The sequence below is a fragment of the Marinibium conchae genome, assembly GCF_015595035.1.
GTDB lineage: Bacteria > Pseudomonadota > Gammaproteobacteria > Enterobacterales > Alteromonadaceae > Glaciecola.
Genome location: NZ_JADNRN010000002.1, coordinates 674,731 through 688,378 on the forward strand (window position 1 = coordinate 674,731; position 13,648 = coordinate 688,378).

The following is a 13,648-nucleotide window of genomic DNA, read 5'->3' on the forward strand; positions in this document are numbered from 1 at the left end:
TGATGCGATGTTAACGATGTTGAGTAGGTATTCGCTTCGCGCTAACTAAAGCTGTTTTGTAATATTGCATTGGTGAAGTTTTTACGCAGATAGAAACCCCGCGGGCGAGTTTGAATGATGCTGCCATCGTGTCCGACTGCATCGGTGAGAACACTACCGTTTGCAGCTTTAGGACGTAATTGCATGACACTGCCGACGGTGGCGTCAATGCTCTCCACTTGGCCTAAGCTGATCATGTCCATTAATTCTTCCCAATCTTGTTTTAGTTGAGCTTCTTCTTGAGGGGACGCTCGCCATAGAATAGGATTGCCAATTAAACGTTCTGAAGGAGGGATTTCTCGTTCCCCCTGGATCGGCAGCCAAAGAACGCAACTCAATTTATTACGAACATTTGATGTTTCCCATGTAATTCCTGCAATATTTGTCAGCGGGGCAAAACATACATAGGTAGTTTCTAAAGCCTGATGAGCATGAGATAGCGGAAGTGTTTTAAGTTCTACACCTAAGTCTGGGAAGTCTTGTTCTGGTTTTGAACCCGCACTTGCACCAAGCCACAATTCAATCAACTGACCACTCCAGCCCTTCTGAGTTTTAAAGTTGGCTGGTGTTTTTATACCTGCCGCAGTCGCTAGGTCTCCCAAGCTTAAACCCGATAAGGCAGTAGCGCGCAGCATTAATTCTTCAATTGACGATGGCGCATTTTGAGGCGGTTTGATGACAGACATTTTCCATTACTTCCTTGAGGCACTAAGCATTTAAACCTATAAACTTAGCGGAATTCATAAATATGTAAACTAGCGCTTTGCATACTGTGTAGTTTATGGAAGAATGGCGTTATATGAAAGACTAAAAGCGCTGGGTAATCTAAGTGATTGATGCCGAAGGATTCCGCGCGAATGTTGGCATTATTATATGTAACAAGCAGGGGCAGGTGTTCTGGGCCCGTCGTTACGGTCAACATTCATGGCAATTCCCTCAAGGCGGGATTGACCAAGGGGAAACTGCCGAACAGGCAATGTATAGGGAACTCCACGAAGAAGTTGGGTTGCTTGAAAAAGACGTTAATGTTGTGGGAGTATCTCGCAACTGGCTGCGTTACAAATTGCCTAAACGCCTTGTAAGAAAGGGGTCAACTCCTCTTTGTATCGGACAAAAACAAAAGTGGTTTTTACTCACTTTAAAGTGTGATGAAAAGGACGTTGACCTTTTACAGTCAGGGCATCCCGAATTTGATGATTGGCGTTGGGTAAGCTATTGGTACCCAATTCGTAATGTCGTTTCCTTCAAACGTGATGTCTACCGAAAAGTGATGAAAGAGTTTTCACCATTAGTGTTACCAACTCTTAAGCCAAATACTCATAACCATAGAAAGCATAAAAGACGTCGTTCTCGAGGGGCAAGCAGCGAACGTTAGTACTTACTTCGTGCGCAACTTACATGCTAGATGGAGCTATAAATATGCTAACTACCTTGAAACGTATTGTTCAGGAAGTTAACCAAATACCGGGTTTAGAGCCCGCTTTGGCTCGCTTGGCTACCTTGGTTAAAGAAACGATGAAAGTCGACTCCTGCGCTATATATCTCGCTGACTATACTCAGCAAGTGATGGTCTTAAAAGCCACTGATGGTCTTGAAAAAAGTGCTGTAAACAAAGTTAAAATTGGTTTTAACGAAGGGCTTATTGGCTTGGTTGGTCAGCGTGAAGAGCCCCTCAATATAGAAAATGCCCCTTCTCATCCCCGTTTTAAGCACTTTGAAGAAGTAAACGAAGATAAATTTTTCGCCTTTATCGGTACGCCTATCATTCATCAACGCAAGGTGCTTGGTGTGATGTCGATGCAGCAGAAAAGTGCGCGTCGATTCAGTGAGGACGAAGAAGCGTTTTTGGTGACACTGGCAACTCAAATTGGTCTTGAAATAGCAAACGCAGAAATGTTGGGTTCGTCAGATTTAGTCAATGAAGACACCAACTTTAGCCAAAAAAATATAAACGGTGTGCCCGGCTCCTCCGGCTTAGCTTTAGGTCGTGGGGTGGTTTTGAATATGAAACACGAGCTAAATCAGCTTGTGGTGAAAAAGTCGAGAGCGCATAAAGAGGAAATTGATCTCTATCGAAAAGCCGTTGAAATAACACGCTCTCAAGTTGGTTTGTTATCCGACAATCTCGGTGATTCCCTGCCTGAGGATGTCAAAGCGATATTCCAACTTTATCATCAGCTACTTGATGCAAATAGTTTGGGTAGAGAAGTTGAACAGAAAATTCGAGAAGGCTGGAATGCCGCTTCATCTCTAAAGTTGGTCGTTGAAAGCTATGCAGCGAAATTCGCTGCAATGGAAGACTCCTACATGCAGGAGCGTGCAGTTGATATCGTCGATTTATCAAATCGTATCTTGCATAATATAATGGATGATACTAGCTCTCCTATTGCGCGCTCTTCAGCAATTCCTAAAGACGCAATCTTGGTTGCTAAAGAAGTTACGGCTCCAATGTTAGCCGAATTTCCTGCCGAAAATCTCAAAGCAATAGTCTCTATTCAAGGCTCGAATAATTCACACGCGGCAATTCTTGCCAGAGCAATGGGCGTTCCAGCAGTGATGGGGTTGGCGAAAGTACCGCTTGGTATTCTTAACAATGCTGAGCTATTTGTTGATGGCTATTCAGGGCTGGTAGTGGTTGAGCCTGAAAACCAAGCTAAACAAGAATTTTTACAACTCATCGCCGAAGAGGAAGCCTTAGTTAAGCGCATCTCTAGCGAGGCCGATGCGCCATCGGCTACGCTAGACGGTTGTAGCATGACCTTACTAGTCAACGCAGGTTTGTCGGCTGGCTTGGAGATGGAAGGTAATAAAATGGGGGCCGGTGTGGGTCTTTTCCGGACTGAAATCCCCTTTATGCTGCGAGAGCGCTTTCCATCAGAACACGAGCAATATGTGCTCTATCGTGAATTGTTAGAAGCTTATCCTGATAAAGAAATGACCATGCGCACGCTCGATGTCGGCGGCGATAAACCACTTTCGTATTTTCCAATCAATGAAGAAAATCCATTTTTGGGCTGGCGTGGAATCCGCTTAACCCTCGACCATCCTGAGATTTTTCTAGTTCAAGTACGTGCAATGCTTCGTGCAAGCATTGGGCTAAGTAACCTGCATATTTTACTTCCAATGATTTCTTCTATTAGTGAAGTAGATGATGCGAAACGGCTGATTGGTCAAGCCTTCCATGAAGTGAGGGAGGAAGCCAGTAAAACAGGTGGCATTCTCAGCAAACCTGCAATTGGGGTAATGCTGGAAGTTCCTGCGGTTATTTTCCAGTTACCTCAGATAGCCGAGCGCGTAGATTTTTTCTCCGTAGGAACCAACGATTTAACGCAATATTTGCTAGCAGTAGACCGAAATAACACTCGGGTGTCTTCACTTTATTCTAGTTATCATCCTTCGGTACTACTTGCATTACATCAGATAGTAAAAAGTTCAAATGCGTGTTCAATTCCAGTCACAGTTTGTGGCGAATTAGCAGGTGAACCTGCAGGTGCATTAATTCTGATGGCGATGGGCTATCGCAAGTTAAGTATGAACGCACACAGTTTGCGCAAAATTAACTGGGTGATACGTAATGTCGAAGAGGCTGAATTGCGAGGTCTACTTGATCAAGTGCTGACTTCCAAAGGGCCTGAGGACGTAAAGCTCATTGTTAATAACTACCTAGAATCTAAAGGGCTTGGTGGCTTGGTAAGAGCTGGAGCTTAGTGAATAATAAATGACCCCTAGTATAGAAATATTTTTGTTGTGTGCCCTAATCGGGTCGGTTGTTGGTGTATTGGCTGGTCTTTTAGGCATTGGCGGTGGTTTAGTGATAGTGCCAGCTTTGGTTTTCTTGCTACATTTCTTCCTTGATATCGGGGTAGAGAATAGCATGCCAATTGCCATTGCTACGTCTTTATCGACTGTGATCATGACCGGGCTATCGTCTGCCAGGAGTCACTATAAATTAGGTAATCTCGACCGCAGAATCATTACCTATTGTGGTTTTGGTATTGCTATTGGGGCGACCTTGGGGGCGCAGTTTGCAAGCCATATTTCAGGTGTCGTCTTACAACGTGTGTTTGCAGTTCTGGTTATAGTTATCGCGCTACAAATGGTTTTTGGAGGGCGAAAAGCGTCGAAAAACAGCATCGGAGAAATCGGTTTAGGCGCTATTGGTGTGAGCACAGGTTTTATTGCTGCATTGATGGGCATTGGCGGTGGAGCACTCATTGTACCCGCATTGGTGTGGTTTCAAGTTAATATACGAAAGGCCATCGGCTGTGCTGCATTCAGTGGTATTATTATCGCCTTTTTTGGCACATTGAATTTTATTTATACGGGCTGGTCGAAGCCTTACTTACCCGATTTTTCGCTGGGATACGTCTATCTTCCAGCAACGCTAGGTATAATATGTACATCGATGTTTACCGCGCCGATTGGCGCAAAACTTGGACAAAAGCTTGATACGGTGAAGTTGAAGAAAGTATTTGCTGCTTTCTTGGTCTTAGTGAGTATCAGAATGATAATAGGAATAGAGTAATACATGTTAACACTTGCAGCAGCGTCGCCTCACCTGAGCTTTCCGGATATAGATCCTGTTATTTTTGAGATTGGATTTATCAAACTGCAATGGTATGGCTTGATGTATCTGGTTGGATTTGTTGCTGCTTTTTGGTTAGCAAATCGTAGATTACATCGCACCGATTGGACAAAAGACCAACTCAGTGACCTCTTGTTTTGGGGGTTTATGGGCGTAGTGCTAGGCGGACGCATCGGTTATGTCATATTTTATAACTTCGACATGTTTCTCGACAATCCCTTGTACTTATTCAAAATATGGGAAGGCGGTATGTCTTTCCACGGTGGCTGTATTGGCGTTATTGTGGCGGCTTACGTGTATGCAAGAAAGCGAAATTGGGGCTTTTTGAGGGTGGGGGATTTTATTGCACCATTGGTGCCAATTGGCTTAGGTGCTGGGCGCATAGGTAACTTTATTAACGGCGAGCTTTGGGGTCGAGAGACAGATGTTCCTTGGGCTTTCGTTTTTCCAGGAGCAGGGCCAAACCCTCGCCATGCATCGCAGTTATACGAATTTGCCCTAGAAGGTGCTGTTTTGTTCGTTATTTTGTGGCTGTATTCTGCTAAACCAAGACCGGTCGGTTCAGTAGGGGGTTTATTTTTAGCGGGTTATGGCAGCTTTAGATTTATTGTAGAATATTTCCGTGAGCCTGATGCCCATTTGGATTTATATTCTTTTGGTCTGTCACAAGGCCAAATGTTGTGTATTCCAATGATATTGGCGGGTTTAGGGTTAATTATCTACTCCATTAAAAAGGGTGAAAAAGCATAATGAGCCAGTATGAAGCACTTTGCCAGCGGATTGTAAATGAAGGTACATGGTTAACTAATGAGCGCACAGCTCAAAAGTGCCTAACAGTGATTGATGCGCAACTAGAATATGATGTTGAAAACCAAGTCTTTCCATTGGTTACTACTCGAAAGAGCTTTTACAAAGCCGCGATTGCTGAGTTGCTAGGTTATTTGCGAGGTTACGACAACGCCGAAGCGTTTAGAAACATCGGGTGTAATACATGGAATGCAAATGCTAATGAAAATAAGGCATGGTTAGCAAACCCGCATCGTAAAGGAAAAGACGATATGGGTCGCGTTTATGGTGTACAAGGGCGCAAATGGCAGAAACCTGATGGTACGCATCTTGATCAACTTAAGAAAGTCATACATAACCTGAGTGCAGGCATAGATGATCGTGGCGAAATTATCACTTTCTATAACCCAGGCGAGTTCGATATGGGCTGTTTGCGACCTTGCATGCATACACATACCTTTTCACTATTAGGCGACGATTTATATCTAACTAGCTATCAGCGCTCGTGCGACGTACCCTTGGGCCTTAATTTTAATCAGATTCAAGTGTACGTGCTGTTAGCCTTGGTTGCGCAAATTACCGCTAAAAAACCAAAAAGAGCCTATCATAAAATCATTAATGCTCACATTTATGAGAATCAATTTGAGCTAATGCGAGATGTACAACTCACGCGACAGCCATTTCCTAGCCCTCGACTGGAAATTAATCCAAACATAAAAACGCTTGACGATATTGAAACATGGGTTAGTACCGATGATTTTACCGTACATGACTATCAACATCACGATGCCATCGCTTATCCATTTTCGGTGTAAACACGGACTGCCTAAGAAGGACAAGTATTAAGGTTTGCTATTTTATACCTAGGTGAGCTTAAGGTTAATCTTTTGATTTGCATTGCCGATATAATCTTAGTAGTTTACATAGCCATAACTAACGGCTCTTCAATATCTGGGTATCATGCATAGGCAACTAATTAATAAGCTATATTTATGACTGTATCTGTCCTTATTTGTGATGACTCGGGATTTGCTCGCAAGGCGATGGCACGCTCCCTGCCCGATGGTTGGGATATTAGTATTTCCTTCGCCGAACATGGGCAACAAGCCATCGACATGATTAAAGAGGGTAAGGGAGATGTTCTTTTCCTTGATCTCAATATGCCTGTTTTGGATGGTTATCAGACCATGGAGATCATTCGATCTGAAGACTTGCCATCATTGGTTATCGTAGTTTCTGGCGATGTTCAAGAGCAGGCTCGCAAGCGCATGTTAGCGATGGGCGCGGTCGATTTTATCCGTAAACCTATCGACAATGAAAAACTCAGCTCCATTTTATCGAAATATGGCATCTACGATGGCGATACCAGTGCTCAACAACGCGAGCAAAGCACTCAGCTTTCTGACACTGCCGACGAAGATGAAAAGCTAGATGCATTTCGGGAGTTAGCAAATGTTGCAATGGGGCAGGCTGGTGAAAATCTAGCAAGAGTTCTTAACGAATTTATTGAGCTGCCTATACCGAATGTAAGCTTATTGCATAGTAATGAACTTCATATGGCATTGGATGAGGTAAACAAAAACTCACAGATGTCGGCAGTCTCCAAAGGCTTTATCAGCACAGGCATAAGCGGCGAAGCACTTATTTTGTTCAATGATGCTAATGTTGCAAGTATGGCTAAACTGCTAGGCTCCAATCCTGATGACATGAATGACGCCGCCGAAATAGAAACGCTAATGGACGTATCTAACATTCTCATTGGTGCTTGTTTGAATGCCCTGTCTGAACAGTTAAATGTGAAATTTACTCATAATTCCCCGATTATTTTAGGCATGCACTGTGACTTGTATGAGCTTATGAATAATCATGTGAATCGCTGGGATAAAGTATTAGCGATAGAGATTGCTTACGCCATATCTAAACATGATCTGAATTTTGAATTGCTTATGCTTATACCTGATCAAGACGTTGATAAAGTATTCAAGCGTCTTGTCACTCAAGGAGATGGCTAATATGGGCATTGATAATACTGACATCGCCAATATGCATTGGCAGCACGACCTCTTGAGTTCAATAGAAGTCGGTATTGTGGTTCTCGACCGTGAGTTTAATGTAGAAGTGTGGAACCAATTTATGGAGAACCACAGTTCAGTTAGACCTAGACAGATTAACGGCAAAAATCTATTTGAATTTTTTCCAGATCTCGATAAGGCTTGGTTTACGCGAAAATGCGAGCCAGTATTCTCCATGCGTAGCCCAGCGTTTATTATTTGGGAGCAACGACCTTACGTCTTCAAATTTGGCACAAGCCGCCCAATTACGTCGACCTCTGATGTTATGTACCAAAATGTCACGATATTCCCTCTCGCGTCACTTACGGGGAAAGTAGATAAGGTTTGTGTGCTTGTTTATGACGTAACTGACCAGGCACTTGCGAAACAGAATATTGAAGGCCTGAATGAGCGCCTTAGAGAAGTTAGCCGGGTTGATGGCTTAACGGGCTTATTCAATCGACGATACTGGCAAGAACGCTTTGAGCGTGAGTTCAAGATGGCGCTTAGACACAATCCGCCTATGTGCGCGATTATGCTAGATATTGATCACTTTAAAAAGGTGAACGATACCTATGGGCATCATGCCGGTGACCTAGTTATTCAACGGCTGGCTAAGTTGGTGAAGCTAGCGACTCGGGAAACCGATATACCGGGCCGTTATGGCGGTGAAGAATTCGCGGTTGTGCTGCCCGATACCACCGAAAAAAATGCCTTTATAGTAGCCGAGCGCCTGCGCAAGCTAGTGTCTCTCGATGCAGTACAATATGAAGATATCGAAATAAAATTCACTGTTAGTATCGGGATTGCCCAATTTCTACCGAAATATAAGAGGTCGACGCAGTGGTTAGAGGATGCCGACAAGGCCCTTTATTATGCCAAGGAGCACGGTCGAAATCGTGTGGCACTCATTAGTAAAATAGATGAATTGAAAGAGTAATAAGAGTTGCCATTACTGCGCTGAATGAGTAGCGATGCTCGCTCAACTACGGACGCATACCAATAACATCCAAAGGACATAAGCCGTCTTGCTCTAGAAAGTGTACGCAATACTCCAACTGCGCCTTAACAAAAGCGTCGTGCATTATTTCCGTCTCCTGCCAATAGTGCGCCTGGTTTAATACATGCCAAAATACGCGTTCTTTATGACTATAGGGTTGCAGGTTTTGATCTTGTATCTGCGACCAGTCTTCAAAGGTATCCCACAGAAAGACTTCGAGCTCTTTATAGGGAAGCTCGTTTTGCCAATATGAACGCAAGTAAAATGCAAGTTGTTCGGCTTTGCGGTCGATGAAGTGTTGCACTAACAAAGTGATGTGCCATGGTTGGAATAATGAGATAAGTATAGGAGTTGATTGGGACTTTTGGAGCTGCTAAAACTGTTTTGAGGCTAAGCTTATGATTTATAGCGCTATTCATACCAAGTTAAAAAATCGAAAGAACCATTACCAGCCTAAATATGTAGTCCAGCCTTTAATTAGCTTGGCAACGTATTCGGCTTGGCGATCATCCATAGGCTGACCGATAATATCAGCTTGTCTGTAAAGCTCTTTTAGTTCAGTTCTCGCCTTTATTTTTCGCTGTTTTTGGGTTTGTATGCTCCATGCATTGTCCCACTGACTCGTCAGGTCGAGCATCGGTGTGGTGGTTTGCGCAACGATACTTGGGATCATCAGATTTAGCTTGCGCATAGGCCAATAGGGGTTGTGAATCACCGCAGCATCTACTTCGTTAAAGATTGGGTTTTGGTCAGCAAGCAGCTTAGTGATGCTCGCAGCGCTTATTCCTTGCGATATGATTACTCTATGGCCTAAGGTTCCCTGCATATGCTTGAAAGCAGCCGACATGTACGCTTCTATCTCCTTATTATAAATAACTAACTGTGCTTCACTAATAGCTTCCTGAAAGCGTTTCGATGAAGATGGAGAGAGTACTTTTGGTGTCTCTATTAATGCTGTAGCTGACTCCGCGTCTACTTCTAATGTAGTCTCTGTTTCCGAGCTTGCATCAATCACAGCTTCTTTTATTTCTTCTTTATCCATCACTGGAAATGCGATGCTAGGCCCGAGGCTTAAGCCCAAAGATGGCAAACTTACAACAGTCCAGCCATATTGAGGCATTTTTTGCGCTAAAAGGTGCAGGGAATCACTGCGGCCAAGTGGAGTATCTGCATCCCCCAGAATAAATATAATGCCTTTCGTGAGCGCTTGCTCGGAGTGTGTAATAAAAATAGGGATTTGGCTGTCACTAACATCGATGAGTTCGTATTCGTCGGCGTGTAAGTTTGCTTGAATATCGTTTGCGGCGAGCTCACTAAAACTGGCACTTTGTGACAAGGCCGAAAAGCTCATCAAGGTGCTTAACATCAGGAAGGAAGCGAATATGACCTGTAGGCTAAATCCGGGTCTGTCATGTGGGTGTGCAATGAACGACATAAAAACGCTATGTATACTTTTAATTAACATACCGCTTTATCGGCAAATTATGGCTGATGTTTAGGGTTCTGCGGTAAAGCTATGTTCAGATTCAAAGCACATTTCTTCACCACTTATTGGATGTTTAAAACGATGCATTTGTGCATGAAGGCAAAGTCGCGGGCTTTTCGCTAATGCTTGTTCATGAGCATATAAGCGGTCGCCTAATATCGGGTGGCCAATCGCAAGCATATGTACTCGTAATTGATGAGAACGCCCAGTAATAGGAGTCAATTCTACCAGGCTTGAGTATTGGCCCTTCGATACCGTTTTGTAATAGGTTTGCGAGGGTTTACCGCGTTCTTGATCTACCATTTGTTTTGGACGATTTGGCCAATCGCAAATGAGTGGTAAATCAATTTTCCCCTCACTTTTTTCCAAATGTCCGAATACTCTTGCATAGTAGCGCTTCGATGTTTGCCTTAGTTCAAATTGTCTGGATAAATGCACATGTGCAGGCTTATTTAGCGCCATTATCAGTATGCCTGATGTTGCCATATCAAGGCGATGCACAATAGTGGCGCTGGGGAATACTCGCTGGATCCGAGACTGCAGTGAGTCTCTGTGTTCCAGCGCTTTTCCAGGCACCGTCAGTAAACCACTCGCCTTGTCACATACCAAGATGTCATCATCTTGGTATAAGAGTGAAAAATTTGGCCTCTGCGAGGGCTGATAATGTAATATGGCCATAAGGTTTACCTAGGGGTTATTCACGACAACTCGTAAACTATCTAGGTAAGGTTCAGCTTCATCCATAATCTCTTTGAGTTTATGTTTCTGAGTCTGTATGAACTCAATCTCGTCGTTACGAATTGAAGGGTTCGTTTTTTGCAAGGTGCTTAAACGCTCTATTTCGCTACCTAACTCTGTTTCCATGCGTTTGATTGCTGCGTCCTTCCTTTCTGCCAAAGCAGCTTGACTTAGTTTTAAGCTAGCTTCTATGCCTAAGGTAATTGGATCGGCTAATGCTTGTAATAGTTGAAGGGCAATTTTTCGTTTTACTTTGAACAACTGTTCAAATTCAATATCGACCGTATTATTTTTAGCATCTACGCAGGTTCTCACCGGTGTTGGCGGTAAGAAACGATAGAGTTGCAAATTCGCCGGCGCACTTGCTGATAACACGCTCGTCGTTTCAATCCAAAATGCGCCGGTCGGCAATTCTGGGTCCTTTGCAAAGGCTATACTACTCTTGCCTAAAACGTCTGTGGTGACTGCATCTAAGCAATGCATAACGATATTACTGTCCCAACTTAAGAATTGAACTTGTTCAAATTTGGTTGCATTGTTGCGCTGATAAGTAACCTCTAAGCCGTCTTCAGTCAATCCAGGTATCTGATGAACCAGTTGTTCTGTTGGGCGTAAAATAAAACTATAATCGTCTTTTTCTTCTTGAGTAACACCCAAGGTATCGAACAAGCGGGTCATGAATTTGAAAAGCCCAACTGGGTTCTCGGCGGCAACAATATTGTCCAGCAAGTCATCAATCTGTCCGAAACCAGATGCATTTAACTCCAAAAGTTTATCGCGTCCTTGTTCTATTTTTTGCTTCAACTCTGTTGTGAGCGATGCTGTTTGATTAATGATGTCTTCCTTAAGTTCACTATCTTCAGGGTTTTTGAGTGCCGCTAATAAGTCGGTACTTACTATCTTGTAAACATCACTTCCTACAGGGCAGGTGCTCGTAAATGCAGATAAACCGTCTGCGTACCAATCGAACAAGACATGTTGGGCGGAATTTTCGAAGAACGGAACATGGATATTAATATCATACTTTTGACCGATGCGATCCAAGCGGCCAATGCGTTGTTCAAGTAAATCAGGGACCATGGGTAGATCAAAGAGTACTAAGTGACGCGAGAACTGGAAGTTGCGTCCTTCACTGCCAATTTCACTACATAACAATACTTGTGCGCCTTGTTCGTCAGTGGCAAAAAAATGAGCGGCTTTGTCGCGCTCAACGATGCTCATACCTTCATGAAAAACAGAGTGTCGAATCGACGTCTTTTGGCGTAAATATTCAGCCATCTGCAAAGCAGTAGAGGCGTAAGCGCAAATAACCAATACCTTTTCTTGATTATTTTCTTCTAATAGGGAAACTAGCCAATCGACCCTGGGGTCATACTTGGTCCAATTGTCGTTCACCAGAGGCGCTCTTTCTGGATGTAAGCTGAGCTCGATGTCCTCTTCTAACGATATGGACACCGCATATTCTTTGGGCAACTTAAGCGGTGCCGGTATTGCTATACGCTGCGGAAATCCCTTAATGCTTGCGCGACTATTTCGAAACAGCAAACGCCCAGTACCATGCTGGTCAATTAGTCTGCGAAGTAGTTCATGGCGTTTCTCACCGCTGGCAAGCACTTCGTCAGTGATTTCTTCATGCTCAACTATCGCATTTAGGCGATCGATTTGAGCTTGATCCATATGGGTATTTTCAATCAAAGGCACAACCGCTTGGGCTAAATCACCGTAGTGGCTTTCTTCCTCTAGAAAACTCTGATAGTCATGAAAACGTGCAGGGTCGAGCAAGCGTAAGCGTGCAAAGTGACTTTCGTGGCCAAGCTGGTCGGGTGTTGCAGTTAGCAATAGCACCCCTTTTGAAGCGCCACACAGGGCTTCAACGGCAGCGTATTCACTCGATACCGATTCTCGAGACCATTGTAAATGATGGGCTTCGTCTACCACCAGGATGTCCCAGTCGACGGCGCTCGCTTGGGCTAACACTTTCTCTTGTTGAATAAAGTCGATGCTACAAAGTACAAATTGCTCTTGTTCAAAGGGGTTATCGCCACTTTCTTGCATCGCTTCCATTCTGTCATCATCAAAAACCGAGAATGACAAATTGACTCTTCTGAGCATTTCTACAAGCCATTGATGGACCAAGCTAGAGGGAACAACAATAAGTGCTCGTTTGGCTTTTCCAGTTAGTATTTGCTGATGCAGAATAAGGCCAGCCTCAATGGTTTTACCAAGTCCAACTTCATCGGCAAGCAATACTCGGGGTGCGTAACGACTGCCAACTTCGTTAGCAATATGGAGTTGATGCGGTATCAGTTCAACTCTTGCGCCCACTAAGCCGACTGCGCCGGATGTTGCATGGTCGTATTGCTTCTGAAGACATTCATGGCGAATATCAAACCATTTGGGAGAATCTAGCTGACCGCTAAAAAGTCGTTTTTCAGGTTGATTAAGGCGCACGTTATGGTCAAGTGCCACCTCAATGATTGACGCCTTTTCTTTGGTATCAGTGCGGACGCCAGAGTAAATGTATAGGCCGTCTTGCAGTACAACATTGTCAATTTTCAATTCCCAGCCATCGCTGTGTAGTGCTTTTTCACCCTCACTTAAGATGAGCCTAGTGATTGGCGCTTGAGCAATAGCATAGGTACGGTCTTCTTGAACTGCAGGAAACAATAGGTCGACCGTTCGATTATTTGCGGACATCACAACCCCAAGCCCTAGATCAGCTTCGGTATTGCTTAGCCAGCGTTGGCCAACGGTAAATTCTTGTACTGCATTCATAGTAAAATCCAAGATGAAAGTAAAAACGGGTGCGCATTGTACTGGTACAAACAACAACTGTCAGTACTGTGTGCGCATTTGCATGAAAAAAATCACGAACAAAACGTGAAAAGTAAAGCAAAGTCATTTATGGTTACTTAGTCGTCAATATTTACTGACGCAAACTATGATGTCAACGTTCATCCTTT

At 43.7% G+C, this 13,648-nt stretch carries 12 protein-coding genes; 7 read left to right on the top strand and 5 right to left on the bottom strand.

All coding sequences use genetic code 11. The annotated features are described in order from the left end of the window. Positions 1-41 precede the first annotated feature (41 nt). The gene (gene mutH / locus ISG33_RS10665) at positions 42-725 is read right to left on the bottom strand and encodes a DNA mismatch repair endonuclease MutH (RefSeq protein ID WP_195733574.1); all 684 of its coding nucleotides are present in this window, start codon (positions 723-725) and stop codon (positions 42-44) included. A 143-nt stretch (positions 726-868) separates the two neighbouring features. Here mutH and rppH point away from each other — a divergent pair, with 143 nt between their 5' ends. From rppH to ISG33_RS10700, 7 genes are all read left to right on the top strand, one after another. Next, a complete protein-coding gene (gene rppH, locus ISG33_RS10670; protein ID WP_195733575.1) occupies positions 869-1,414 on the top strand; it encodes an RNA pyrophosphohydrolase in 546 nt (181 codons plus the stop codon). Between the two features lie 44 nt (positions 1,415-1,458). Further along, positions 1,459-3,747, top strand: a complete 2,289-nt coding sequence (ptsP, locus tag ISG33_RS10675) for a phosphoenolpyruvate--protein phosphotransferase (protein ID WP_195733576.1) — start codon at positions 1,459-1,461, stop codon at positions 3,745-3,747. A gap of 10 nt (positions 3,748-3,757) precedes the next feature. Further along, positions 3,758-4,564 carry a sulfite exporter TauE/SafE family protein gene (locus ISG33_RS10680; RefSeq protein ID WP_195733577.1) on the top strand — a complete coding sequence of 269 codons (807 nt, stop codon included), beginning with the start codon at positions 3,758-3,760 and terminating at the stop codon, positions 4,562-4,564. 3 nt (positions 4,565-4,567) lie between these two features. Then, positions 4,568-5,374 carry a prolipoprotein diacylglyceryl transferase gene (gene lgt, locus ISG33_RS10685; protein WP_195733578.1) on the top strand — a complete coding sequence of 269 codons (807 nt, stop codon included), beginning with the start codon at positions 4,568-4,570 and terminating at the stop codon, positions 5,372-5,374. Continuing rightward, the gene (locus ISG33_RS10690; RefSeq protein ID WP_195733579.1) at positions 5,374-6,225 is read left to right on the top strand and encodes a thymidylate synthase; all 852 of its coding nucleotides are present in this window, start codon (positions 5,374-5,376) and stop codon (positions 6,223-6,225) included. The genes lgt and ISG33_RS10690 overlap by 1 nt, the downstream gene beginning before the upstream one ends. Before the next feature lie 177 nt (positions 6,226-6,402). Further along, complete coding sequence (locus tag ISG33_RS10695) at positions 6,403-7,422, top strand: response regulator (protein ID WP_195733580.1); 1,020 nt, start codon at positions 6,403-6,405, stop codon at positions 7,420-7,422. A gap of 1 nt (position 7,423) precedes the next feature. Further along, the gene (locus tag ISG33_RS10700) at positions 7,424-8,401 is read left to right on the top strand and encodes a sensor domain-containing diguanylate cyclase (protein WP_195733581.1); all 978 of its coding nucleotides are present in this window, start codon (positions 7,424-7,426) and stop codon (positions 8,399-8,401) included. 46 nt (positions 8,402-8,447) lie between these two features. Here the strand turns inward: ISG33_RS10700 and ISG33_RS10705 are convergent, their stop codons facing one another. The 4 genes from ISG33_RS10705 to rapA all read right to left on the bottom strand — a co-directional run bounded on the left by ISG33_RS10705 (position 8,448) and on the right by rapA (position 13,460). Continuing rightward, positions 8,448-8,765, bottom strand: a complete 318-nt coding sequence (locus ISG33_RS10705; protein WP_229333560.1) for a hypothetical protein — start codon at positions 8,763-8,765, stop codon at positions 8,448-8,450. Between the two features lie 141 nt (positions 8,766-8,906). Continuing rightward, on the bottom strand, positions 8,907-9,896 hold the full coding sequence (locus tag ISG33_RS10710; protein ID WP_195733583.1) for a DUF3530 family protein: 990 nt from the start codon (positions 9,894-9,896) through the stop codon (positions 8,907-8,909). A 60-nt stretch (positions 9,897-9,956) separates the two neighbouring features. Next, positions 9,957-10,625: a pseudouridine synthase gene (locus ISG33_RS10715; protein ID WP_195733584.1), complete on the bottom strand. Its 669-nt coding sequence runs from the start codon at positions 10,623-10,625 to the stop codon at positions 9,957-9,959. A gap of 9 nt (positions 10,626-10,634) precedes the next feature. Beyond that, the gene (rapA, locus tag ISG33_RS10720) at positions 10,635-13,460 is read right to left on the bottom strand and encodes an RNA polymerase-associated protein RapA (RefSeq protein ID WP_195733585.1); all 2,826 of its coding nucleotides are present in this window, start codon (positions 13,458-13,460) and stop codon (positions 10,635-10,637) included. Between the last annotated feature and the right edge of the window lie 188 nt (positions 13,461-13,648).

Coding starts and splice junctions, on each gene's coding strand:
- mutH (WP_195733574.1), bottom strand. CDS start 725: ATGTCTGTCATCAAACCGCCTCAAAATGCGCCATCGTCAATTGAAGAA.
- ptsP (WP_195733576.1), top strand. CDS start 1,459: ATGCTAACTACCTTGAAACGTATTGTTCAGGAAGTTAACCAAATACCG.
- ISG33_RS10680 (WP_195733577.1), top strand. CDS start 3,758: ATGACCCCTAGTATAGAAATATTTTTGTTGTGTGCCCTAATCGGGTCG.
- lgt (WP_195733578.1), top strand. CDS start 4,568: ATGTTAACACTTGCAGCAGCGTCGCCTCACCTGAGCTTTCCGGATATA.
- ISG33_RS10690 (WP_195733579.1), top strand. CDS start 5,374: ATGAGCCAGTATGAAGCACTTTGCCAGCGGATTGTAAATGAAGGTACA.
- ISG33_RS10695 (WP_195733580.1), top strand. CDS start 6,403: ATGACTGTATCTGTCCTTATTTGTGATGACTCGGGATTTGCTCGCAAG.
- ISG33_RS10700 (WP_195733581.1), top strand. CDS start 7,424: ATGGGCATTGATAATACTGACATCGCCAATATGCATTGGCAGCACGAC.
- ISG33_RS10710 (WP_195733583.1), bottom strand. CDS start 9,896: ATGTCGTTCATTGCACACCCACATGACAGACCCGGATTTAGCCTACAG.
- ISG33_RS10715 (WP_195733584.1), bottom strand. CDS start 10,625: ATGGCCATATTACATTATCAGCCCTCGCAGAGGCCAAATTTTTCACTC.
- rapA (WP_195733585.1), bottom strand. CDS start 13,460: ATGAATGCAGTACAAGAATTTACCGTTGGCCAACGCTGGCTAAGCAAT.